Source organism: Luteococcus sp. H101 (assembly GCF_038433155.1).
Lineage (GTDB): Bacteria > Actinomycetota > Actinomycetes > Propionibacteriales > Propionibacteriaceae > Luteococcus.
The window spans coordinates 104,744-128,022 of the sequence record NZ_JBCDMW010000023.1 but is presented as its reverse complement, the minus strand read 5'-3'; the positions used below and the strand labels follow the sequence as shown (position 1 = coordinate 128,022).

The 23,279-nt window shown below is 69.6% G+C and carries 17 protein-coding genes; 12 read left to right on the top strand and 5 right to left on the bottom strand.

Annotation, left to right across the window (positions count from 1 at the left end; translation table 11 throughout):
• Positions 1-32: 32 nt before the first annotated feature.
• The gene (locus AAEX60_RS10570) at positions 33-614 is read left to right on the top strand and encodes a TetR/AcrR family transcriptional regulator (protein ID WP_342103338.1); all 582 of its coding nucleotides are present in this window, start codon (positions 33-35) and stop codon (positions 612-614) included.
• A gap of 78 nt (positions 615-692) precedes the next feature.
• Here the strand turns inward: AAEX60_RS10570 and AAEX60_RS10565 are convergent, their stop codons facing one another.
• Positions 693-1,268, bottom strand: a complete 576-nt coding sequence (locus AAEX60_RS10565) for a DUF5655 domain-containing protein (protein WP_342103336.1) — start codon at positions 1,266-1,268, stop codon at positions 693-695.
• Between the two features lie 87 nt (positions 1,269-1,355).
• Entirely contained in the window at positions 1,356-2,513 is a 1,158-nt protein-coding gene (locus tag AAEX60_RS10560; protein WP_342103334.1) for a CopD family protein, read from the bottom strand.
• Between the two features lie 74 nt (positions 2,514-2,587).
• On the opposite strand from AAEX60_RS10560, the gene AAEX60_RS10555 reads away from it, so the two are divergent.
• From AAEX60_RS10555 to AAEX60_RS10530, 6 genes are all read left to right on the top strand, one after another.
• Positions 2,588-5,497, top strand: a complete 2,910-nt coding sequence (locus AAEX60_RS10555; protein ID WP_342103333.1) for a DNA polymerase III subunit gamma and tau — start codon at positions 2,588-2,590, stop codon at positions 5,495-5,497.
• Between the two features lie 78 nt (positions 5,498-5,575).
• Positions 5,576-6,739: a glycerate kinase gene (locus AAEX60_RS10550; RefSeq protein ID WP_342103332.1), complete on the top strand. Its 1,164-nt coding sequence runs from the start codon at positions 5,576-5,578 to the stop codon at positions 6,737-6,739.
• A gap of 52 nt (positions 6,740-6,791) precedes the next feature.
• Positions 6,792-7,109 carry a YbaB/EbfC family nucleoid-associated protein gene (locus AAEX60_RS10545; protein ID WP_342103331.1) on the top strand — a complete coding sequence of 106 codons (318 nt, stop codon included), beginning with the start codon at positions 6,792-6,794 and terminating at the stop codon, positions 7,107-7,109.
• Between the two features lie 211 nt (positions 7,110-7,320).
• Positions 7,321-7,941 carry a recombination mediator RecR gene (recR, locus tag AAEX60_RS10540; protein ID WP_342103330.1) on the top strand — a complete coding sequence of 207 codons (621 nt, stop codon included), beginning with the start codon at positions 7,321-7,323 and terminating at the stop codon, positions 7,939-7,941.
• Positions 7,942-8,023: 82 nt separating this feature from the next.
• Complete coding sequence (locus AAEX60_RS10535) at positions 8,024-8,269, top strand: hypothetical protein (RefSeq protein WP_342103329.1); 246 nt, start codon at positions 8,024-8,026, stop codon at positions 8,267-8,269.
• 85 nt (positions 8,270-8,354) lie between these two features.
• Positions 8,355-9,188: a Cof-type HAD-IIB family hydrolase gene (locus tag AAEX60_RS10530; RefSeq protein WP_342103327.1), complete on the top strand. Its 834-nt coding sequence runs from the start codon at positions 8,355-8,357 to the stop codon at positions 9,186-9,188.
• 53 nt (positions 9,189-9,241) lie between these two features.
• Here AAEX60_RS10530 and AAEX60_RS10525 read toward each other — a convergent pair whose 3' ends face one another.
• The 3 genes from AAEX60_RS10525 to aztD form a co-directional block, all read right to left on the bottom strand.
• Positions 9,242-10,321: an AbrB family transcriptional regulator gene (locus AAEX60_RS10525; protein WP_342103325.1), complete on the bottom strand. Its 1,080-nt coding sequence runs from the start codon at positions 10,319-10,321 to the stop codon at positions 9,242-9,244.
• Between the two features lie 30 nt (positions 10,322-10,351).
• The gene (coaE, locus tag AAEX60_RS10520; protein ID WP_342103324.1) at positions 10,352-12,718 is read right to left on the bottom strand and encodes a dephospho-CoA kinase; all 2,367 of its coding nucleotides are present in this window, start codon (positions 12,716-12,718) and stop codon (positions 10,352-10,354) included.
• Between the two features lie 214 nt (positions 12,719-12,932).
• Positions 12,933-14,036: a zinc metallochaperone AztD gene (gene aztD / locus AAEX60_RS10515; protein ID WP_342103322.1), complete on the bottom strand. Its 1,104-nt coding sequence runs from the start codon at positions 14,034-14,036 to the stop codon at positions 12,933-12,935.
• 235 nt (positions 14,037-14,271) lie between these two features.
• Between aztD and AAEX60_RS10510 the strand changes: the two genes are divergently transcribed.
• The 5 genes from AAEX60_RS10510 (at position 14,272) to ileS (ending at position 23,134) form a co-directional block, all read left to right on the top strand.
• A complete protein-coding gene (locus AAEX60_RS10510; protein WP_342103320.1) occupies positions 14,272-14,892 on the top strand; it encodes a PadR family transcriptional regulator in 621 nt (206 codons plus the stop codon).
• Position 14,893: 1 nt separating this feature from the next.
• Positions 14,894-15,631, top strand: coding sequence for an ABC transporter ATP-binding protein (locus AAEX60_RS10505; protein WP_342103319.1), 738 nt, complete (start codon positions 14,894-14,896; stop codon positions 15,629-15,631).
• 12 nt (positions 15,632-15,643) lie between these two features.
• Positions 15,644-18,094 (top strand): FtsX-like permease family protein, encoded by a 2,451-nt coding sequence (locus tag AAEX60_RS10500; RefSeq protein WP_342103317.1) that lies wholly within the window; start codon positions 15,644-15,646, stop codon positions 18,092-18,094.
• Between the two features lie 195 nt (positions 18,095-18,289).
• On the top strand, positions 18,290-19,507 hold the full coding sequence (locus AAEX60_RS10495; RefSeq protein ID WP_342103316.1) for an MFS transporter: 1,218 nt from the start codon (positions 18,290-18,292) through the stop codon (positions 19,505-19,507).
• Positions 19,508-19,936: 429 nt separating this feature from the next.
• A complete protein-coding gene (ileS, locus tag AAEX60_RS10490; protein ID WP_342103314.1) occupies positions 19,937-23,134 on the top strand; it encodes an isoleucine--tRNA ligase in 3,198 nt (1,065 codons plus the stop codon).
• Positions 23,135-23,279 lie beyond the last annotated feature (145 nt).

Here is a 23,279-nt window from a genome sequence, read left to right as displayed (position 1 = left end):
ACTGTCAGGGTTCGATCACTGCGGAGGTGGGCATGGCGGGTTTGAGGCAGCGCAAGAAGGCCGCGGCAATGCGGAACATCCAGCGGCAGGCCGTCGCCCTCTTCCGGGAACACGGCTTCGACCAGGTCACCGTCGATCAGGTGGCCGAGGCCTCCGAGGTCTCCCCGTCGACCGTCTATCGCTATTTCGGGACCAAGGAGGGGCTGGTTCTGCACGACGAGTACGACGCCGTGATCCTGGACGTCCTGCAGGAGCGGTTGCAGGCCGGATCGTCCTTCCTGCGGGCGGTTTCCGAAGCCTTGGAGGCCATTGGCCAAGGTCACTTCGTGGACGAGCGTGATGAGACGATGTACCGGATGGAGCTGTGGCTGGGGCACCGCGGAGTGCAGGCGGCGGCCGCGGTCTACCTCAACGAGGTGACCGAGCAGGTGGCCGAACTGCTGGCGGGGGCCGGGCAGGGATCCAAGGCCGAGGCGCGCTTCATTGCCGCGGCCACCATCAACGGCTTCATCGCGGCGATCCAGAGTTGGTATGTCGAGGGCGCGGTGCGGCCCGCCGCCGACTATGTCCAGGAAGGCCTGGCTGCCCTGGCGCGGTTGTTGGCCGACGCCTGAGCGAGCCCTCGGTGGGGCTCGGGTTCGTCGTGGGGCAGGGGCGCAAGCTCGGTGGCCGACCTTGGCGAGGTCTGCTCCTCAGCCGTTCTGCGCGTAGGCGAGCTCCAGGAAGTCCCGCGCCTGCGCCACCGCCTCATCGGGCGCGACGTCGGCGCCGAAGTGCAGCCAGTGCGTCGCCTGCGCGAATCCCTTGGCCGGTTCGATCCCGGCAGGTGCCTCCCGGAAGCGCAGCCCCAGCCGGACGGTCAGCCGCGGCCCGGGCCCGACGGCGGCGAACTGCCGTGCCCGGACGATGGGCGTATAACTGGCCCGGCCCTCGACATGCGCTTCCAATCCGCAGGCCTCGGCGGCGGCCACCAGGGCGTCATGGAGGGGGCGCAGCGGCTGCTTCTTCCCGGCGTACATCTGGTCTGCGAACTGCTGGGGCGTGGGCATCGTCCAGCCCGCGCGGCCGGCCACCTCGAAGGCGATCGTCCACTGGCTGTTCTGTGCGATCCCATGCACATCCCGTAGCCAGCGGCGCACGGCCAGTTGGTTCAGCGGATCCAGCCCGGAGTTCTGCTGGACGATCCGGACCCACTCATCCAGGCTGTGGCCGGTGCGTGCACGCAGGGAATCGGCCACCGCGGCGGCCATGTCCTCGGGGGATGCCATGGTCACATTGTTCCCGACGCCGAGGGCGCACAGGAACTCCCCGGCGCCCAATCGGACGCCGCGGAGTGGTGGCTGGGTGGTGAGTGGTCAGCTGGGGGCGCCGGCGGCCTCGACGGTGTGATGCGGGGTCTCGGCCGGGGCCTCCAATCGGGCAAGGGCGGCGGACGCGCGCGTCGTCGCCCAGAAGGAGGCGGCCATCACGGCGATCAGGGCCAGGCCGATCCCCAGCAGCGGCAGGGCGATCGGCCCCGCCTCGGGCTGCCCCGACTCGCCACGCGCGGAACCAACCAGGAAGCTCACGCAGGCCAGCACACCCACCCCCAGTACCGTCTCCGTCGCCACGACGCGCGGGAACCGCGTCAGCACCAGCTCGCCGACGCGCTGCTGGTGATTGCGGCGCTGCTCGCGGGCGATCGCCGGCATCAGCACTAGCTGGTTCCAGGCGCCGGCTGCCAACAGCCCGGCCACCAGCAGCAGCTTGGCCAGCAGTACTCGGCCGAAGATGGTGGTCCACAGCTGCTCGATGCTGCCCACTTCGCGTCGGGTCAGCCACAGCCCGGAGGCGATCGCGGCGCCCACGGACCAGAGCGCGACGGTGCCGAAGCGGCTCCATGCCTGGGCCCAGGCGGCATGCTCCTCGGCGTCACCCTCGCGGCGGGTCAGGGAGATGGCGGCCAGCAGCCCGAGCCCACCCAGCCAGACGCTGCCGCCGATGATGTGGGCTTGGACGGCGATGGCGCTGGTCAGGTGATCGGCGTCGAGGGCCTTGCGGGGGATGGATCCGATCAGGCTGCCGGTTGCGGCGATCAGCCCCGCGGGCAGGGCCGGCCGGTCATCGCGTCGACGCCAGCTCACCAGCAGAAGGATGGCGCAGGCCAGGAAGCACAGGTTCTGCAGGCCGATCATGATCCCCGTCGAAACCCATTCGCCTTCCTCGGCGGGCTTGCGCAGGAAGTCGACGATGGCGCCAGGGGTCAATGCCTGACTGTAGGTGGGGCCGTTCTTGGCGCGGGCCACGCGCCCGGCCAGTTGCAGGTAGCCGCCGACCACCAGGATGATCCCGCCGATCCCCAGGGCGGTCGTGGCGCGATGGCGCACGGGGATGGCCGCCTTGGGCGCCAGGCGGAGCGACGGTCGCAGGGCCAGCGCGTGGGTGAGGGGTGCGCCGATGGCCCCGGCCAGGGCGACAAAGTAGAGGAACTTGGTGAGCAGGCGCCACAGCGGCGGCACTGCATAAGGGGTCACTTCCAATGGTGTGAAGACAATCGAGAACATTTAGGTAACGCTAACCTAAATAAGATCACGGTCCCCTTGCGTAAATGCTTGGATGGGTGAGGTTTCCGGCCCGTCGAAAACTGTCGGAGGTGTCAACTAGGGTTCAGGACGTGGACGACGACTACGAGAACGAGCTGGGTCTCGAGAGCGACGACGACTTCTTCGAGCAGGATGGCCCCGGGCTGTTCGGTGGGGAGCCGCCGGTGGCCGATGCCCGCCCCGCAGTCACCCAGGAGCCCGACGACGGGCTGGAGGATGACCCGGAGGACGAGCTGCTGCTGGGCGGAGCCGACACCCTGCTCGCCGAGCCGGCCGAGGCCGCGGTGGGCGACGACGCCATGCCGCCCGAATCCGGCGAGGCCCTGATCGCCGAGTCGACCTCGATGGCCCAGCCTGTCGATGGCCCGGCCGTCCCTACCGAACTCGCCGCGCCGGCATCCACACACCAGACGCGCGCGGTGGACGATGCCCCGGCGGCACCGCTGGCTCTCTATCGTCGCTACCGGCCGGAGACCTTCGCCGAGGTGATCGGGCAGGAGCACGTCACCGATCCACTGCAGCGTGCGCTGACCAACAACAAGGTGAACCACGCCTACCTGTTCAGCGGCCCGCGTGGCTGCGGCAAGACCACCAGTGCCCGGATCCTGGCCCGTTGCCTGAACTGTGAGCAGGGGCCCACGCCCACCCCCTGCGGCCAGTGCCAGAGCTGCCGGGACCTGGCGCGCGGTGGCAATGGTTCCATCGACGTGATCGAGATCGACGCGGCCAGCCACGGCGGCGTCGACGACGCCCGGGACCTGCGGGAACGTGCCTTCTTCGCGCCCGTCCATTCGCGCTACAAGATCTACATCATCGACGAGGCGCACATGGTGACGGCGCAGGGCTTCAACGCCATGCTGAAGCTGGTGGAGGAGCCGCCCCCGCACGTGAAGTTCATCTTCGCCACCACGGAGCCGGAGAAGGTGATTGGCACCATCCGGTCGCGCACCCACCACTACCCCTTCCGGCTGGTGCCGCCGAAGGTGTTGCAGAACTACCTGGCCACCCTGTGCGAGGCCGAGGGGGTCAACGTGGACCACTCGGTGTTGCCGCTGGTGGTTCGGGCGGGCGCCGGCTCGGTTCGTGACTCCTTGAGCGTGCTGGACCAGCTGCTTGGTGGCGCCGCGGCGGATGGGGTCAGCTATGAGCAGGCAGCCGGTCTGCTGGGCTACACCCCAGATGCCCTGCTGGACGAGATCATGGATGCCTTTGCCGCGGGGGACGCCGCCGGGGTCTTCGCCACCATCGACAAGGTGATTGAGGTGGGGCAGGATCCGCGTCGCTTCGCCGAGGACCTGCTGCGTCGGCTGCGTGACCTAGTGATCGTGGCGGCCGTCCCGGATGCGGTCTCCAGCGGGCTGATCGACGTCGCGGGTGACCAGGCCGAACGCCTGGAGACCCAGGCCAATGGGATGGGCGCCGGGGAATTGACCCGGGCCGCCGAGGTGATGGCCACCGGCCTGACCGACATGCGCGGCACCACCGCGCCCCGGCTGCACCTGGAGCTGATGTGTTCCCGGGTGTTGCTGCCGGGTGCGGACGTCGACGGCCGGGGCATCCATGCCCGGTTGGATCGGCTGGAGCGGCGGGTCGGGATGCCCGGTGCCCCCGCTCCCGCCGATCCCGGCGCCGGGCAGTGGAGCCCGTCGGATCTGGGAGGGGCGGCGCCCCATGCCGTCGCCCAGGGCCCGATGGATCAGGATCCGGCGCAGCGCGGTGCGGCTCCGCAGCCGGCGCAGGATGCCTCGGTGGCGCACGACTCCCGCCCGCTGCACACCCAGCCGGAGCACTTCGACGACGCCCCGCCGGCCCCGCCCGCGCAGCAGCGGCCTGCGGCCCAGCCCGACCCGCAGGCGCCGGCCTCGCAGCCGCCCGCGTCGCCGGGCGGGCAGCGCCCCGCCCAGCCGGGTGTCGGGCAGGGGCAGCGACCCGCCGCACAGCAGGGCCAGCGGCCCGCGGTGCAGGGTCAGCGTCCCGCAGCATCTCAGGGTCAGCGCCCCGCAGGGGCGCCCATGCTGGGGCAGCGCCCGGCGCCCGCCCCCGGGCAACCCAACCAGCCCGGACAGCCCATCCAGCCGAGTCAGCCCAACCAGCCTGGGCACGGTCAGCAGCCGGCGGGACAGCCCCCGGCATCAAGCCAGGCGGGTGCATCGGGCAGCATCGGGGTCTCCGACGTGCGTCGTCTGTGGCCGCAGGTGTTGGAGGAGGTCAAGACCCGGCGTCGGTTTGCCTGGATCCTGCTCAGCCAGAACGCGCAGGTGGTGGACGTGCGCGACGGTGTGCTGGTGCTGGGCTTCAGCAATCCCGGTGCCCGGGACCGGTTTGCCTCCGGCGGCAGCCAGGACGTGCTGCGCGACTGCATGGTGGAGGTGATGGGCGCCGACCTGCGGGTGGAGGCCATCATCGACGGCGGGCATACCGGTGGTTCCCCCGGCGGGGGCCGTCCTGCTGGTGGTCCCTCGGGTGGTCAGCCGGGTGGCGGCCAGCCTCGGGGGCCGCAGGGCGGTGACCAGGGCATGCCGGGCGGCCAGTCGTCGGCCCAACCCCCGCGCACCGACTGGCAACACCAGCCCGGTCAGGGGCCGGAGCGGCCGTCGCAGGAATCGGACGGTCAGGAGCTGCCCAGCGAACCGGCCTCCCCTTTTCGGGGTGACGGGGACCCGGGGCCGCAGACCCCGCCCAGCGCCCCGGAGCCGCCGCCGGACCACGTCGACTCGTCGCGCTGGACCCAGCAGGCCCGGCAGAACATCCGGCCCACGGCCTCGGGCCCCAGCGCGCCCGAACCGGAGGTGGACGAGTCCCAGCTGGTCAGTGACGACGACGAGTCGCTGGACGAGTCGGGCGAGTCCGCCGCGGAACTGATCACCCGGGCTCTGGGTGGTGTGGTGATCGCGGAGGAGGAGGCCAGCGTCTGACCCCACGGCCCCGAGCCGCCACCCCGCACCCCGAGCCGGTCGAGGGGTCGACATTCCGCTTCACCCGAGAGGTCAATGATGATCCACACCATCGTATTGGCGCCCGACTCCTTCAAGGAATCGCTCACCGCCAAAGAGGCTTGTCAGGCCTTGGAAGCCGGGCTGCTTCTGAGTCTTCCCGAGGCCCGCTGCGTCCACGTCCCGATGGCCGACGGCGGGGAGGGCACCGTGCACTCCCTGGTGGACGCCACCGGCGGTGAACTGCGCACCACCACCGTCGACGGCCCGCTGGGGGATCCAGTCCAGGCCACGTGGGGGATGCTGGGTGACGGCCGCACCGCGGTGATCGAAATGGCGGAGGCCAGTGGACTTGCCCTGGTTGCCCGGGAGCGACGCGATGTGCGCCGGGCCTCGACTCGCGGCACCGGCCAGTTGTTGTTGGCCGCCCTGGACGCCGGAGCTCGGCACATCGTGCTGGGGATCGGCGGCAGCGCCACCAATGACGCCGGAGCCGGGCTGGCCCAGGCCCTGGGTGCCCGGCTGCTGGATGGCCCGGGCAATGAGCTGGAACCCGGTGGTGCCGCCCTGGCCCGGTTGGACCGGATCGACGTCGCCGCGCTGGATCCCCGGCTCGGCGAGCTCACCCTGGAGGTGGCCTGTGACGTGACCAACCCATTGTGCGGCCCGGACGGCGCGAGCGCGGTCTACGGTCCGCAGAAGGGGGCAGACCCAGCCTGTGTCGAGGAACTGGATGCTGCGCTGGCCCACTTTGCCCGGGTGGTGCAGCGTGACCTGGGCCGCGAGGTGGCCTCGGTGCCCGGGGCCGGGGCGGCAGGCGGGCTGGGGGCCGGCCTGTTGGCCTTCACGTCGGCGGAACTCAAGCGGGGGATCGAGATCGTCGTCCAACACTCCGGGCTGCCCGACAAGGTCCGCGGGGCCAGTCTGGTGATCACCGGCGAGGGCCGGATGGATTCCCAGACCCGGTTCGGCAAGACCCCCAAGGGGGTGGCCGACGTGGCCGCGGCGGCCGGGGTGCCCGTCGTCGCCGTGACCGGATCGCTGGGGGATGGTGCCGACGTGCTCTACGACGAGGGCTTCGCCGCCATCATCCCGATCCTGGACCGGCTGGGTTCCTTGGACGAGGTGCTGGCCGACGGTGCCGCCAACCTGACCCGCGCCGGCCGGAACATCGGGGCGCTGCTGGCGCTCGGCAACCCGTGCCCCGCTCCGACGAGCGCGTAGGCTGGCCCCGACCTTTCGGACCACCCGGAAGGCCCATGACGAGAGGAACGCCATGTTCGGTGAGGGAATGGACATGAACGGGCTGCTGGCCCAGGCCCAGGCGATGCAGGCCCAGTTGCAGCAGGCGCAGGATGAGCTGGCCAATTCCACCTTCACCGGCAGCGCCGGTGGGGACCTGGTGGAGGCCACCATGACCGGCGCCGGCGAACTGACCGGACTGGTGATCAAGCCCGAGGCGATCGACCCCGAGGATGCCGAGGGGCTGGCCGACCTGGTGCTGGCCGCGGTGCGCGACGCCTCGGGCCAGGTGCAGGCCAAGGCCGCCTCGATCATGCCCGCCATGCCGGACATGGGCAGCCTCGGCTTCTGAGCTGGCGCACCAGCCAAGCACGCTCCCCGAGGCGGCAAGGTCGCCACGGTCCCCGATCTTCGCGAGCGGCATGGGGTGGGGTGACGGTGAGTCGGGCCTCGACAGGCTCGGCCATCGTGGTTGAGTTGGCTGCCAACCTTCACCACGGTCCATGAGGCGGGATTCTCACCATGCTCCCGAGCCTGTCGAGGGGCACTTCTGAAAGGCAACGATGTACGAAGGTCCGGTTCAGGACTTGATCGACGAGTTGGGGCGGCTGCCCGGCGTCGGTCCCAAGAGCGCCCAGCGGATTGCCTTCTGGATGCTCGACCAGCCGGCCGAGGACATCCAGCGGTTCGCGCAGGTGGTCAGCGAGGTGAAGGCCCGCGCCCGTTTCTGCCAGGTCTGCTTCAACGTCTCCCAGGAGGAGACCTGCCGGATCTGCCGCGACGGCCGTCGCGACCAGTCCGTGATCTGCGTGGTGGAGGAGAGCAAGGACGTCGTCGCCATTGAGCGCACCCGGGAATTCCGCGGGCTGTACCATGTGCTCGGCGGCGCGATCAGCCCGATCGACGGAAAGGGCCCGGCCGATCTGCACATCCGGGAACTGCTCAGCCGGCTGGCCGACGGCACGGTGACCGAGATCATCCTGGCCACCGACCCGAACACCGAGGGCGAGGCCACCGCCACCTACCTCTCCCGGCTGCTCAAGGACATGGGGCTGCGGATCAGCCGACTGGCCTCCGGGCTGCCGGTGGGTGGTGACCTGGAGTACGCCGACGAGGTGACCCTGGGCCGCGCCTTCGAGGGCCGTCGCTACCTGGACGGCACCCGCCCGGCCCCGCGGGCCTGAGAAATCCCAGTCACCGTGCTGAACCCGTCGACTTGTTAGCGTCGGGGACTCAATGCCCCTGTGACCAGCAAGGAGATGAATCATGACGAGCATCCGTCGCACTCTGGGAGCCGCCATCGCCGCCACGGTGCTGGCCGGGTCCGGAATGGTGTCCTCGGCTCCAACGGCCTCTGCCACGTCCGCGAAGTGCCGCGAGCTCCAGGCACGTGCCCACTACCTGCGCAATCAGCCGACCCCCGGTTGGGAGAAGGCCGACGCCAACAGGTACGCCCAGATCCACGTGGCCAGGCTGTTGGGCAAGTATGGATGCCAGAACGCCAACTTCTGACCGAACAGGAAGTGCACGGTGACAGCACCGGCGCAAGGCAGATCGAGCCTGCACCGGTGCTGGGCCGTGAGGAGGGGGATGTGCCGTGACCGGATCCGGGTCAATCAGGCTGGTGGCGACGGACCTGGACGGGACGCTGCTGCGCACCGACAAGACCGTCAATGCCTGGACCCGCAGCGTGCTGGACGCCGTGCAGGAGCGCGGGGTACCCGTCGTGCCGGTGACCGCCCGGCAGCCGCGCGGCCTGACCCCGATCGCCGACGGGTGCGGCCTGACGGGCTGGGCGATCTGCGTCAACGGCGCCCTGGCCCAGCACCTGACCACCGGGGAGGTGGCCTTCGAGCACCTGATCACCACCCGGGCCCTCGCCCGCCTGACACAGGAGGCGGCCGAGCAGATCCCGGGGACCGTCTTCGCCACCGTGCGGGATCGCGGCGCCACCTTCGGCCTGCAGGCGGCCTACCGGGCGTTGACCGGGCCGGATGACCACCAGCCCGCCATCCTGGATGCCGCCACGATGCCGCTCGACGAGATCACGTCCCAGCCGGCCCTCAAGCTGCTGGCCCGCCATCCCGAGATCCCGGCCCTGGAGCTGGCGGGCCGGATCACCGCCCTGGGGATCCAGGGGGTGCACGCCACCACCTCCGGCGCGGACTTCGTCGAGATGGCGGCTGGTGGCGTCACCAAGGCGACGGCTCTGGCCGAACTCGCCGCCGCCCTGGGCGTGCAGCGCGACGAGGTGGTGGCCTTCGGCGATGCCCCCAATGACAGGGAGATGCTCGCCTGGGCGGGGCATTCCTACGCGATGGAGGCCGCGACGCCCGAACTGCTGGCCGTCGCCACCGGCCGCGCGGGCAGCAATGACGACGACGGGGTGGCCCGCGCCCTGATGGACCTGATGCGTCGCGGCCAACTCTGATCAGAGTTTCGGCCGTGGGAATCCGTCGCCGGGCAGCTGGTGTGCGCGGCGCCTCAGTCGTCCTCGGCCTCCCAGCGCCCGGGGTGGCCGCGGAACCAACTGGCCAACAGCGGCGCCGAGGCCAGCACCAGGATGAGCCGGATGACCTGCACGGCCAGGACAAAGGTCACATCCGCCCCGCTGGAGGCCGCGGTGGCCAGCACCGCGTACAGGCCGCCGGGCGTGGTGGCCAGGTAGGCGTCCAGCATCGGCACGTCGATGGCCCACGCCAGCGCGGCGCCCAGGCCGGCGCAGCCCAGCACGATGATCCCGATGAAGAGCACCGCCAGCGGCAACAGTCGCCCGACCTGCTGCAGGCTGGCGCGGGTGAACCGCAGGCCAACCTGCAGACCCACCAGCGCATAGCCGACGCCCACCAAGGCGTCCGGCACCTGCGCGGGGCCCAGCCAGCCGCCGACGCTGAGCCCGGCCGCCACGAAGAGCGGGAAGAGCAGGCTGCCGGACGGGAACCGGATGAAGCGCGCAACGCCCACCCCGACGACCCCCGAGACCAGCGTGAACGCCAGGTCGGTCGCCAGCGACGTCGCTGCCACGGGGGCGACGGCCTCCACCGGGCTCGGCTGGAAGACGGCCGCGGTGACAATCGGCATACCGACCAGGATCAGCACCACCCGCAGGTACTGCACCACCGAGGTGATCCGGTCATCGGCGCCGAGTTCCCGTGCCACGGCGGTGATCCCGGACGCGCCGCCGGCGATCATGGCGAAGGTGCCGGTGGCCGAACCGATCCGGCCAATCCGGGCGAAGAGCCGCCCCAGCACCAGGCTCAGCACCAGCGTCGCCACATTGACCGCCGCGATGGGCAGGGCATTGCCGCCCAGTTCCTGCAGGGTGCCAAGGTTGAGCAGCGCGCCCATCGAGACGCCGATCAGGGCCTGGCCGCTCACCGAACCCCAGCCCGGCAGCCGGATGCCGGGCCCGCGGCCGCACACCGCGTAGACCATGGCGGCGAACAATGCGCCGAACAGTTGTGGCGACGGGAGCCGCAGCGCGTCGAAGGCGAGGCTGGCAGCCACGGTGGCGGCAAGGACGATCAGCCAGGCGTGCACGCTGGGGCGGCTCGGTCTGGTCACCCGGGAACTCTACGACGGGGCCCGGCCGACTTACGGAACGGCCGTCTGGTGCTCGTCGAGGACCGGCTGGACCGTGGCCTCCCAGAAGCCGCGGGCCTGGGCGCGCAGGCCGTCGATGTCGGCGTCATTGGTGACGACGTGGGTGGCGATCTGGGCTCGTTCGTCGTCCGTGACCCGGGCCTCGAGCCGTTCCCAGGCGGCCTCGCGGGGGATGTCCTTCTCCTTCATCAGCCGCTCGACGCGATGCTCGACCTGGCTGGAGACGGCCAGCACCTCGTCGAAGCGCTGGCTCTGGCCCGCCTCGGCCAGCAACGGAGCGTCCACCACCACGACCGCGTCCGGGCCGGCGTCGCGGGCCAGCTGTTCGATCCGGGTGATGATCCGCGGGTGCATGATGGCCTCCAACCGTAGTCGGGCATCACGGGAGGAGAAGGTCAGCCGGCCCAGGGCCCGGCGGTCGACGGTGCCATCGGCGGCGACGATGTCGTCGCCGAAGACCGTCCGGATCTCTTCCTGAACCGCGGGGTCGGTGTCCAGCAAGGTGCTGTTGATCAGGTCGGCGTCGATCACGACGGCGCCCAGCCGGCCCAGTTCCTCGGCGACGATCGACGTCCCCGAGGCGGCCCCGCCGGTGATCGCCACCAGCAGCAACGGTTTGCCGGTCTGCTCCATCCGGACGGCGAAGGTGTTGGGAACATGGGTTTCGAAGTCGGGCTCGGTGCCCGGTTCGAACTCGGGGCGGATCACGTACTCGTCGACGGCGACGCCCTCCTCCTGCACCCGACGCACGTACTCCTCGGCCGGCAGCACCTGCTTCCACTGCCGGGTGCGGATGGGCTGTGCCGCGCCGGCATCCTCCCGGAGGGCCTGGATCACCATCAGCATCTGGAGGAAGTTGATCACCATCATCGGGAAGCCGATCACGATGATCACCTCCTGCAGGGCCGTCAGACCGTTCTCGCCGGAGGTCAGGATGATCGACGCGCAGACCGCCCCGACGGAGAGGGCCCAGAAGACGCCCTGGCGTCGCGGCGCCGGATCCTCGTGGCCATTGGCCATGGCGTCCATCACCAACGCGCCGGAATCGATGGAGGTGATGAAGAACAGCACGATGGCCACCAACGCCACCACGGCGGTGACCTGGTACAGGGGCAGGGCACCCAGGAACTGGAACAGGGCGGCCTGGACATTGCCCTCGGTGACGATCGTCTCGCTCAATTCGCCACCCCGGCCGGGAGCCGGGGCGGTGGCCCGGTCCTGCTGGATGCCGTTGTAACCGTAGATGGCCATCCAGATGATCACGAACAGCGACGGTGCGCCGAGGGTGCCCAGCACGAACTCCCGGATGGTGCGGCCACGGGAGATCTTGGCCACGAACATGCCGACGAAGGGCGCCCAGGTCACGGTCCAGGCCCAGTAGAAGACCGTCCAGTCGCCCGACCACTGGCCGTCGTGGTGCAGGTCATTGAAGAAGGACAGCACCGGCAGGTTGGCCGCGTACCCGCCGACGGACTCGACGATGGCGCGCAGGGTGCCGGTGCTGGATCCGGTGACCAGGATGAAGACCAGCAGGATGCTGACCACCACGATGTTTGCGTAGGACAGGCGCTTGACCCCCTTGTCCATGCCGGCCAGGACCGATCCCAGTGCGATGCCGGTGATCAGGGCCAGGATGGCGGCCTGCACCCAGGGCGCGATCTCCAGCCCGAAGACGTAGTTGGCGCCGGAGTTGATCTGCATCGCGCCCAGCCCGGTGGAGATGGACAGGCCGAAGACGGTGGAGACGATGGCCACCACGTCGATCACCTTGCCGATGGGGCCGTGGATCCCGTCGCCCAGCAGGGGTTGGAAGGCCGAGGACACGCGTGGCGGCAGCTTGCGCTTGTACGTGAAGTAGCCGAAGCCCAGCCCGGGCACCACCAGGATGGCCCACATGTGCAGGGCGAAGTGGAAATTGGCGATGGCCAGGGCCTGGTCGGCGGCCCGGTCACTGAACGGAGCCGTGCCGTCCAGCGGCGGCTTGGCGTAGTGGTTCATGGGTTCGGCGATGCCCCAGAACATCAGGACGGCCCCCACCCCGGCGGCAAAGAGCATGCCGAACCAGGCGATGCCCGAATAGTCGGGGGTGGCGTCGTCGTCGCCGATCTTGATCTGTCCGTACCGGGACAGGGCCAGCGTCACGGCGAAGACCACCAGCAGGGTCACGGACAGGGTGAAGAACCAGCCCATCTGGTATCTCAGGAAGGTGGCGGCCCCACCGAACAGTCCCTTGACCGTGGTGGGGAAGACGCTCATCGTCACGGTGAACAACACCACCAGCAGGGCCGATCCGAAGAAGATCGACGGCGAGGTGCGCAGTCCGAGGGCGGTATGGAGACGGCGGGCAATGGTGCTCATGAGGCCTTGTCCGGATAGACGTCAATGGTCGCCCTGCCCGGCCAAGGGTGCTGCCCAGCAGTGCGCGAGGTCCGTCGAGCCTACTGGCGCACTGCCGCCGACCGTCGTGAATCGGTCGGCGCGTCGAGGGTGGGTGATGACATTCATGGGCTGGGCGCGGCCCCGCAGACTCTCTGGGGCCCGCCTGCAGGGGCGGCCCGGACTACCCAGAGGCTCAGCCCCTGACGCCGCTCAGTTCATTGGGTACCCGGTCCAGCGTGACGGTGCGCGACACCTTCCCCGCTGCGAGGTCCACCCGGTGGAGCCGCTTGCTGGCGGGCTCACTGACCCAGACCTGGTCTTCCTGCACGAACAGCGTGGGGCGTGGCTTCTGCCACTCCGTGGGCTCGGTCCAGGGCCTTGTGACCGGAATCTGCGACGTGATCCTGCCGGACTTCGGGTCGATCACCCGAAGTCTGCCGTCGGTGCCCAGCACCAGCGCCTCACCGTCGGCACCTCGGCCCAGCGAGCGGAAGGAGTAGGAGGCCTGCACGTCGACGAGCTTGAGGTCGCCCGTCGCGGTGTCAGTGAGGGTGATCCGGGTGGGGCGTTCCAGCTCGGCCTTCTTGTCCACCTTGTAGTCACCGAGCACGACGGTGGACTTCTCACTGCCGGCCTGGTTGCCGATTCGCCCGTACGAGTCGGGGGATTTCACCTTGGTGATCTTGTTGCCCTTGATCACAAGGATGCCGTCCTCGCAGCCGACGCTGAGGGCGCCCTTGGCGGAGGCTTCGCCATGCACGCCGGGGCAGTCCGTGTTCTGGGCCACCGTGCGGTCGCTGCCGTCCTGGATCGCGATGCCGGTGCGCACCTTGTCGTCACCGACGGTGTGCACCAGCGAATCGTCGTCACGGAATACGGCGACACCGTGGTGTGCCTTCGGCAGCTTCACTTCATGCGTCTGTGGCTTCTCGACGCTCAGGCCGGTGGGCTCAAACCACTCGATGCGCCCCTCACCGTCGTAGAACAGGGCGGTTCGGCCACCGTGGTGCACGGCGTGGCCGGGGTGGGAGCCCTGGAAGGTCATGTCGGTGAGCAGCGGTTCGGTCTTGCGGGAGTGGTAGTGGTCCCCGTGGGCGTGACTCCAGACACCCATGTCGAGCACCTTGAAGTGGTCACCCTCGGTCACCAACAGGTGGCGCCCGTTGCCGGCCTGGTTGAGTCGAGTGAAGCCCTCGAGGGGGAAGTCCGCCACCTTCTCGCCCTTCTCCGCGTCGATCACCTGCACGCCGCCGGCGTAGGTGACGGCCAGGCGCGGTGTTCGCCCGGCAGCGTCCACGGTCTGTCGGCTGGTGGGGCTGTCGGTTGGGGTGGGGCCTTGTCCTGCGGGGGCGCTGGCCGAGCCGCAAGCGCTGAGGGTGGCGAGGCCGACGAGGGCAGCGAAGCAACGAAGAGATCGATTATCCATACTGAGAATCATTATCAAAATAAGTGGATGAGTCAACTCGGCCTTGGCGCCACATATCGAGTATGCAATCATTGGCGCATACGCAGTATGCATCCAAGGAGTGCGCATGTCGGTCAAACAGTCACTGCTGGCCCTGCTCGGCGAGCAGCCCCGGCACGGCTACGAGCTGAAGAGCGAGTTCGACCGGCGCACAGGCAACTCGTGGCCGCTGAACATCGGGCAGGTCTACACCACGTTGGAGCGGCTGGAGCGTGACGGTTTGGTGCTGCGCGGGGATGAGGACGCCGACGGTCGGGTGGTCTACCGCCTGACCGAGGCGGGCCGGGGGGCCGTGGACGAGTGGTTCGCCAGCCCCGTCACCATGAACAATCCGCCGCGCAATGAGCTGGCCATCAAGATCGCCCTGGCGGTCACGCTGCCTGACGTCGACGTCACCGGCCTGATCCAGACCCAGCGCCGGGCCTCGGTGGAGAGCCTGCAGAACTACATCAGGGCCCGGCGGCAGGCAGACCCGGATGACCTGGCCTGGCAGCTGGTGATCGAATCCCTGATCCACGCCGCCGACGCCGAGATCCGCTGGTTGGACCACTGCGAGTCCGCCGCCGTGCGGGCCGCCCGTCGTGGCCGCCGCAGCACGGCACCCGTCGTCGCCCAGTCCGATGCGCGGACCAGCGCCCAGGTGCCGGCCGACGAGCACACCAGACCCACCAGTCGGAAGGGGAAGTGAGATGAGTCACGTCCTGGAGATGCGCCGGGTAACCCGCAGTTATGGCGAGGGGGAGACGCTGGTCACCGCCCTGAACCAGCTCAACCTCGCCCTGGATCCGGGGGAGTTCGTGGCCGTGATGGGTCCGTCAGGCTCCGGAAAGTCAACTCTGCTGGGGATCGCGGGCGGTCTGGATGCCCCTACCGCGGGCGAGGTGATCATCGGTGGCACACCGCTGGGGGGCAAGTCACGCGATGACCTGGCCCGGATGCGGCGCCGCAGCGTGGGCTACGTCTTCCAGGACTTCAACCTGGTGCCCAGCCTCACCGCCATCGAGAACATCATGCTGCCGCTGGAGCTGGACGGCGCCTCCACCAAGGATGCTCGGGCCGCCGCAGAGGTGGCGCTGCGCCGGGTTGGGTTGGAGGAACTGGCGGACCGTTTCATTGACCAGATGTCAGGTGGTCAGCGGCAACGGATCGCCATCGCCCGGGCCATCTGCGGAGACCGTCGGCTGGTCCTGGCCGACGAGCCCACCGGCTCACTGGACTCCAACACGGGCGACGAGATCATGTCCCTGCTCCGAGACCTCGCCGACGAGGGGGTGGCGATCGTCCTGGTCACCCATGAGGCCCGGCATGCCGGCTGGGCGGATCGCGTCGTCTTCCTGCGCGACGGCCGGCAAACGGACCAGGCGCAGGCGGTGCAGGACCCGTCGGCACTGCTGGCCGCCAAGCCCCGTCCTCGTCGCGGCGCCTGAGGCGGGACTGAAATGAATGCTTCGCTTCCCCTGCGCCTTGCCCGCCGCGACATTGCCCAGCACAAGGGACGAACCGCGCTGATCCTGCTGTTGATCGCGCTGCCGCTCGCCGTGCTGTCCTACCTGGCGGTGCTGGGTTTCAGCATCGTGCCGACCGACGAGGAGGCGATCACCCAGGAGATGGGGCAGGCCGTCGCCCGGATCAGCCAGGTCGACGAGAAGGTGCCGCTGACCACGCCCACCTTGTCCGAAGGGCAACGTGCCCTGCCGATCTCCCGGCAACAGGTCAGCCTGAACTGGCCGGGAAGCACGGTCAAGCCCTATGTCGCTGCCGCGGACTGGACCGAGCCCGGGCTCCGTGGCCGGCTGCGGGGCGCGGTGGACGGTGACCGGGCCGGTGTCTGGGTCACCACCAATGCCCAGTGGCAGTACGGCATCCAGCCCGGCCAGCAGGTCACGCTCGACGGCCACGAGTACCGGGTCAACGGGGTTGTCGGCGGAATGACCTCCGAGGACTTCCTGGTCTTCCCCGGCCATCGGCTGGCCAGCACGAAGCCGACGGAGATCCTCATCATCGGTGCCGAGCCCAGCCCGCAGCAAGTGGCCAAGTGGGAAGGGGCTGGGGTGAGCGTCAGCACGCGGAGCAGTTATGCGGGCAATGAGGGGCAGACCGCCAGCATTGGAGCGCTGCTGTTGGCGGCCGCGCTGATCATCAGCACCCTGACCGCCACCATCACGGCCGCGGCCTTCTCCATCGGCGTCGCCAAGCAGCGCCGCAGCCTGGCCCTGATCTCCGCCACTGGTGCCCCCGCAGGCGTGCTGCAGCGGATCGTCGCCGCCCAGGGGCTTGTGTTGGGGGTGCCGGCAGCGCTGGCTGGGGTGCTGGTGGGCGTCGGGCTTGGGGCCTGGCAGGTGAGCATCGGCCTTCGTGCTCCGATTTCGAGCTTCGCCGGCTTGCACATCCCGTGGCTGCTGCTGGTCCTGCTGGCCGTGGTGGGCGCCGGGTCGGCCACGGTGGCGGCCTGGCTGCCCGCCCGCAAGCTGGCCCGGCAGGACGTGCTGGCCGCCATGCGCTCCGAGGCGGACTCAGGCCGGCCGCCGGCCTTCTCCCGGCTGGGAGGTGCCCTGACCGTCGCCGGTCTGGTGGTGGCGGTGGTGGGCGGGATCTGGGCCAATGACCAGGCCGAACCGGGCACCATGCGGCGCGGAAGCGTGCACGTGGAGAACTTCGTGATCTCCGGGATGCTGGGTTGCGCCCTGTTCTTCTTCGGGCTGCTGTCCAATGTGGGTTGGCTGTTGACCGGTGTGACTCGGGTGTCGCGCGGCGGGTCGTTGCCGTGGCGGTTGGCGGTTCGCGACGGTGCCCGGCACCGTGGCCGAGGGGTGTCGACGGTAGCCGCAGCCATGGCGGCCACCACCCTGCTCACCGGCGCGATGGTGGCCTTCAGCACTCTGGGCGCCGAAGATCTGGCCCACACCCAGGTGCCGCGGCAGGGGTGGGGCTCGGTCACACTCATCGACGCCGACGGAAAGGCCTTGTCGCAGAAGCAGGCCGACGCCGTGCCCGCCGTCGTCGGCAAGTCCCTGGGGCAGACGCCGCGTGCCGTGTCCGTCGCGACGGTTCCGTCCAGCGGCAGCGGCTCGGCGCTCAGCCTCGGCTCCACGTGTCCGCCTGGGCAGACCTGCACCATGACCAACCCGGAGCTGTACGTCGCCACCGCCGAGCAGGTGCGACAGGTGCTGGGCGAGGCCGCGAGCCCGGAGGTGCTGTCCGTCCTGACCTCCGGTGGTGTGGTCAGCACCGATCCGCAGTCGGTCCGGGACGGAAAAACCAGTGTGCTCAACATCGACGGCACCACGGAGCTCTCCGTGGAGCTGCCCGGGGTGGTGGTTGACGGGCCTGACGGCTTCGCCTTCCTCACGCCAGGTACCGCCGCCAAGCACAAGCTCGGGAAGACCCAGCCCGCCCTGTTGCTGCATGTGGGCGCCGCACCCAGCGTGCTGCAGATCAATCAGGCGACGGCCGACCTGGACGTCCTGGGGATTCCGGGTGGTCTGCGGATGGTCCCGGCTCCCACCGACGGGTACTCGTCGACGAACAACTACCTGCTCCCGGGTGGGATCGCGGTGCTGCTGGCGATTGCGGCGCTGACGACGGGTCTGGGGTTGAAGGATGCCCGGGAGGCGCACCGCACCATGGCCGGGGTGGGCGCCAGCCGTGCCACCATCCGCACCATGGCGGGGGTGCAGGCGCTGGTCAGCACCCTGATTGGCGTGCTGCTGGGAATCCTCTCCGGGCTCCTCCCGATGGGCCTGGCGATGTGGGTCTCGCAAGGCCGGATGCCGTTCAGCGCGCCATGGGGGAAGCTGGCGGTGGTGCTGCTGGTGGTGCCGCCACTGGCGATGGGGCTGGCCTGGTTGCTGACCCGGCCCCCGGCGCCCCGGGCGGTCCGCGTGGATTGAGTGGCGCAGCGATCGCTTCCGGCCGGCTCGCAGCACCCATGTCTGGTTTGGAGGTCCGGCCGGGGCGGCCACGGTGCGCCAGGTGCGGGCATGCCGACCTCGAGGACCTCACGCGGGTGGTCCACGGGGCGCATGTTTCCGAGAGGGGAACGCCCCGTTCACTTCACCGTTCAACGACGGGTTAGCATCGCGCTCATGCCCACCCCCACTGTCACGGACACTGCCACTACCAGCCAACGCCCACGGCTGTGGACCCGCCTGTTCACGTCGCTGACCATCGCCAACTTCTGCGTCGCGGTGATCTTCTACATCCTGACCTCGACGCTGAGCGGGTGGGCGTTGCAGGAGCTCGACGCCAGTCAGGCCCAGGCCGGGCTGGTGGGCACGGCGTGGTTCGTCGGGGCGATGATGGCCCGGCTGGTGAGCGGCCGGATCCTCACCGTGCTGGGCGAGCGAGCCACCGTCGTGGCGAGTCTGGTGCTGATGCTGGTGGGTGGGTTGGCCTATTTCGCCTGCCACACGGTGGTGGCGTTGCTGGCCCTGCGTTTCCTGCACGGGATGGGATTCGGCCTCTCGGCGACGGCGGTGGGCGCCGCCACCCTGGCCCGGGTGCCGATCACCCGTCGGGGCGAGGGCTCGGGTTGGTTCACCTTCGGGATGGCGATCGCCTCCGGGCTGGGCCCGATGTTCGGCAGCGTGCTGCAACGCGGCCCCGCCGGGCAGCACGGGGTCTTCGTGGCGGCCGTGGTCTGCGCCGTGGTGGCCCTGGCGCTCTCCCTGCTGGTGGCCGGGCAGCTGCATCCGCGCCAGCCCCGGGAGCACGGGGCGGGCTTCCGGGTCTCCGACTACATCGACGTGCGGGTGCTGCCGGTGGCCGTCGTGGTGGGGCTGTGCGCCATGCCCTTCGGCACCATCCTGACCCTGCTGGCCCCCTACGCGGATGCGATGGGTCTGGCCGGTGCCGTCGGCCCCTTCTTCCTGGCCTTCGCGGTGGTGGTCGCGGTATCGCGCCCGGTGGCCGGCGTCCTGCAGGACCGGCACGGGGACCTCTCCGTGATGCTGCCGATCATCTGCCTGGCGGTGCTGGGCTTCGCCGCCACCGCGCTGGCGGACAACCAGTGGAAGCTGGTGGGCGCCGGTGCGCTGCTGGGGCTCGGCTACGGCACCCTGGTGCCCGCCGGGCAGACCGTCGCCCTCAACCTGGTGGGCTCCGCCCGGGCAGGGATCGGGGTGGGCAGCTACTTCCTGGTGGTGGACGCGGGCACCGGGCTGGGCCCCTTCGTCCTGGGCTCCCTGGTGGATCCCCTGGGCTACCGCGGCGCCTTCCTGACGGGGCTGGGCTGCTCGGTGGCGGGCCTGCTGGCGATGATCCTGCTGCGCCGGCGGCTGCGCCGCCCCTCCCAGAAGTCATGACATCCAGGTGTCCCAGAAGTGTTGCTACATGACAAGTAATTGGCTCGGCTTCCAGCCCGGGCCAAGTACTCCAAGATCAAGCCAAGTCGGGTGGGGCGTCGCCTGGGTCGGATGGGACGTCGACGGTTGGGAGGCCGGGTTGGGCAGGGCAGATGGGCGGCCCTGAAACTCGTTTTGGGGCACCCGTCGCGTCCGCCTAGAATGAGCGCGTCGCACGGCACTGATGGGGCCATCACCCCGGAGCTGCCGGAAGAACGGCGCCAGCCCATCGGGAGAGGCGCTCACTAGACCCGGCCGCGACGAGCAAGAGCGGGATGTCCGTCGGCCCAGCCAGGCCACGGAATCCAAGGAGGGTGGTACCGCGGGCCGCCCGGACAGGAGTCCGGCAGTCTCGTCCCTTCGTCTGAAGACCCGACGAAGAGGAATCCGATGAGCACCGAAGAATCAGCACAGGCCGTGCCCGGGCAGGCCGCTGGCCTGACCTATCGCAGCGTCCCGGCGCAGATCAGCCTGCCGGAGATGGAGCGCGAGGTCCTGGACTTCTGGGACCAGAACAAGACCTTCGAGGCGACCCTGGCCAAGACCGCCGACGGCGAGCCGTGGACCTTCTACGAGGGCCCGCCCACCGCCAACGGTCAGCCCGGCACCCACCACATCGAGGCCCGGGTCTTCAAGGACGTCTTCCCCCGGTTCAAGACCATGCAGGGCCGACGGGTGGACCGCAAGGCCGGCTGGGACTGCCACGGCCTGCCCGTCGAACTGGCGGTGGAGAAGGAACTGGGGATCGATTCCAAGGACCAGATCGAGGACTTCGGCGTGGAGGCCTTCAACGCCAGGTGCCGGGAATCGGTCAGCCGCCACGTCGGCCAGTTTGCCGAGCTCACCCAGCGGATGGGCTACTGGGTGAACATGGACGAGGCCTACTGGACCATGGCCCCGGAGTACGTGGACAGCGAGTGGTGGGCGCTCAAGACCATCTTCGACAAGGGCCTGCTGGTGGAGGACTTCCGCGTCGCCCCCTACTGCCCGCATGACCAGACCGCCCTGAGTGACCACGAGCTGGCGCAGGGCTATGAGGACACCGTCGACACCACCGTCTTCGCCCGCTTCCCGCTGACCAGCGGCCCGCTGGCCGGCAAGGCGGACCTGGCCATCTGGACCACCACCCCGTGGACCCTGATCGCCAATGTCACCGTCGCTGCCGGCGCGGAACTGGAGTACACCGTCGCCCGCAAGGACGGCGAGACCCCCGTGGTGATCGCCACCGAGAACGTGCCCACCGCGCTGGGCGAGGGCTGGGAGCCCGGCGAGACCTACACCGGCCAGCAGCTGGAGGGCTGGACCTACCAGCGGCCCTTCGACTGCATGGAGCAGCCGGGCAAGGCCTTCTTCGTGGTGTGCGAGGACTACGTCGCGCTGGGTGAGGGCACCGGTCTGGTGCACCAGGCCTACGCCTTCGGCCAGGACGACTACGAGTCCAACAAGCGCCACGGGGTGGAGTTCGTCAACCCGATCGGCGTCGACGGCTGCTTCAAGGAGGGCCAGGGCTTTGTCTCCGGTCTCTTCTTCAAGGCCGCGGACCCGGTGATCATCGACAAGCTGCGGGAGACCGGTCTGCTGCTGGGCACCCTGGACCACGAACACCCCTACCCGCACTGCTGGCGCTGCCACACGCCGCTGATGTACTACGCCATGCCCAGCTGGTACATCCGCACCACCCAGCGCAAGCAGCAGCTGCTGGAGCAGAACGAGAAGACCAACTGGTACCCGGAGTCCATCAAGCACGGCCGCTTCGGTGACTGGCTGGAGAACAACATCGACTGGGCGTTGAGCCGCAGCCGCTACTGGGGTACGCCGCTGCCGGTCTGGCGCAATGACCAGGACCCGACGGATCTGGTCTGCGTCGGTTCCCGTGCGGAGCTGGCGCAGCTGGCGGGCAATCCCGAGTTGGCGACGATGGACCCGCACCGGCCCTTCGTCGACGACGTGACCTTCACCGTCGAGGGCAAGCCCGGCACCTACCGCCGGGTTCCCGAGGTGATCGACGCGTGGTTCGACTCCGGCTCCATGCCCTTTGCACAGTGGGGTTTCCCGTGGGTGGAGGGCAGCAAGGAGAAGTTCGAGGCCAACTACCCGGCCGACTTCATCTGCGAGGCCACCGACCAGACCCGCGGCTGGTTCTACACGCTGATGGCGGTGAACACCCTGGTCTTTGACCAGTCCAGCTACAAGAACGTGCTCTGTCTGGGCCACATCCTGGCCGAGGACGGCCGCAAGATGAGCAAGCACCTGGGCAACATCCTGCTGCCCATCCCGCTGATGGACAAGCACGGTGCCGACGCGGTGCGCTGGTTCATGGCCGCCTCCGGCTCGCCGTGGGCGGCGCGACGGGTGGGCGACGGCACCATCACCGAGACCATCCGCAAGGTGCTGCTGACCTACTGGAACACCGTGGCCTTCCACGCGCTGTACGCCAACGCGAATGGGTGGACGCCCGGGGCCTCGGCGGGTTCGGCCGGCGTTTCCGCCCCCGCCGTCGCCCAGCGGCATGTCCTGGACCGGTGGCTGGTGAGCGCCACCAACCAGCTCGTCGTGGACGTCACCGAGGCTCTGGAGCGCTTCGACACCCAGCACGCCGGCAGCCGGATTGCCGACTTCGTCGACGAGCTGTCCAACTGGTACGTCCGGCGGAGTCGTCGGCGGTTCTGGGACGGCGACCAGTCCGCCCTGACCACGCTGCACGAGACCTTGGAGGTGCTGACCCGGCTGATGGCGCCGATGGTGCCCTTCATCACTGAGCGGGTCTGGCAGGACCTGTTCGTCGCCACCAATCCCGAGGCCCCGAAGTCCGTGCACCTGGCCGACTGGCCCACCGCCAACACCGAGGTGATCGACGAGCAGCTGGACAAGGCGATGGACATGACCAAGCGCCTGGTGGAGCTGGGTCGCAGCGCCCGGGCCGAGGCCAAGGTCAAGACCCGCCAGCCGCTGGCCCGGATGCTGGTGCCCAGCTATGCCCACGCGCAGCTGGACGAGAGCCTCGTGGCGGAGATCGCAGCCGAGCTGAACATCGCCCGGATCGAGTCCTTCAGCTCGGCCGGCGACGTCGTCGACTACTCCGCCAAGGGCAACTTCCGCGCCCTGGGCAAGCGCTTCGGCAAGCAGACGCCGCTGGTGGCCAAGGCCATCGCCGAGGCCGACGCCGCCAAGCTGGCCGCGGACCTGACCGCCAATGGCACCGCGACGGTGGACTTCGAGGGCGGCACCGAGGTGAGCGCCGACGAGGTGCTGATCTCCGAGCGCCCGCGGGAGGGCTGGAGCGTTGTCAACGAGCAGGGGGAGACGGTGGCGCTGGACCTCCAGCTCACCCCGGAATTGGTGCAGGCCGGCCTGGCCCGCGACGTGATCCGCTTCGTCCAGGAGACCCGCAAGGCCACCGGCCTGCAGGTCAGCGACCGGATCAGCCTGCAGTGGGCCGCCGACGGTGACCTGGCCGAGGCCATCACGGCGCACTCCCAGCTGATCGCCGACGAGGTGCTGGCCACCTCGATCACTCCGGCAACCAAGGCCGACGGCTGGGCCGAGGAGACCGATCTGGGTCTCGCGGTGCAGGTCGCCAAGGCCTGAGCCCAGCGCTCCGTCGCGCTGCATGCGCGGTGGACCGGCACGGATACTGCCCGTCGTCCTTCCTGAGGACGACGGGCAGTTTCACTTAGTCAATATTTGGGGAAGTGATGCAACGCCCCGGTGGGGGTGGGGCGTAGTGAGGGCA

What these genes read in the sequence shown, in the direction of transcription:
- AAEX60_RS10505 (WP_342103319.1), top strand. Translation starts at nt 14,894, where the DNA reads ATGAGTCACGTCCTGGAGATGCGCCGGGTAACCCGCAGTTATGGCGAG.
- AAEX60_RS10565 (WP_342103336.1), bottom strand. Translation starts at nt 1,268, where the DNA reads ATGGCATCCCCCGAGGACATGGCCGCCGCGGTGGCCGATTCCCTGCGT.
- ileS (WP_342103314.1), top strand. Translation starts at nt 19,937, where the DNA reads ATGAGCACCGAAGAATCAGCACAGGCCGTGCCCGGGCAGGCCGCTGGC.
- AAEX60_RS10500 (WP_342103317.1), top strand. Translation starts at nt 15,644, where the DNA reads ATGAATGCTTCGCTTCCCCTGCGCCTTGCCCGCCGCGACATTGCCCAG.
- AAEX60_RS10510 (WP_342103320.1), top strand. Translation starts at nt 14,272, where the DNA reads ATGTCGGTCAAACAGTCACTGCTGGCCCTGCTCGGCGAGCAGCCCCGG.
- coaE (WP_342103324.1), bottom strand. Translation starts at nt 12,718, where the DNA reads ATGAGCACCATTGCCCGCCGTCTCCATACCGCCCTCGGACTGCGCACC.
- AAEX60_RS10555 (WP_342103333.1), top strand. Translation starts at nt 2,588, where the DNA reads ATGCTTGGATGGGTGAGGTTTCCGGCCCGTCGAAAACTGTCGGAGGTG.
- AAEX60_RS10545 (WP_342103331.1), top strand. Translation starts at nt 6,792, where the DNA reads ATGTTCGGTGAGGGAATGGACATGAACGGGCTGCTGGCCCAGGCCCAG.
- AAEX60_RS10495 (WP_342103316.1), top strand. Translation starts at nt 18,290, where the DNA reads ATGCCCACCCCCACTGTCACGGACACTGCCACTACCAGCCAACGCCCA.
- AAEX60_RS10570 (WP_342103338.1), top strand. Translation starts at nt 33, where the DNA reads ATGGCGGGTTTGAGGCAGCGCAAGAAGGCCGCGGCAATGCGGAACATC.
- recR (WP_342103330.1), top strand. Translation starts at nt 7,321, where the DNA reads ATGTACGAAGGTCCGGTTCAGGACTTGATCGACGAGTTGGGGCGGCTG.
- AAEX60_RS10550 (WP_342103332.1), top strand. Translation starts at nt 5,576, where the DNA reads ATGATCCACACCATCGTATTGGCGCCCGACTCCTTCAAGGAATCGCTC.
- AAEX60_RS10535 (WP_342103329.1), top strand. Translation starts at nt 8,024, where the DNA reads ATGACGAGCATCCGTCGCACTCTGGGAGCCGCCATCGCCGCCACGGTG.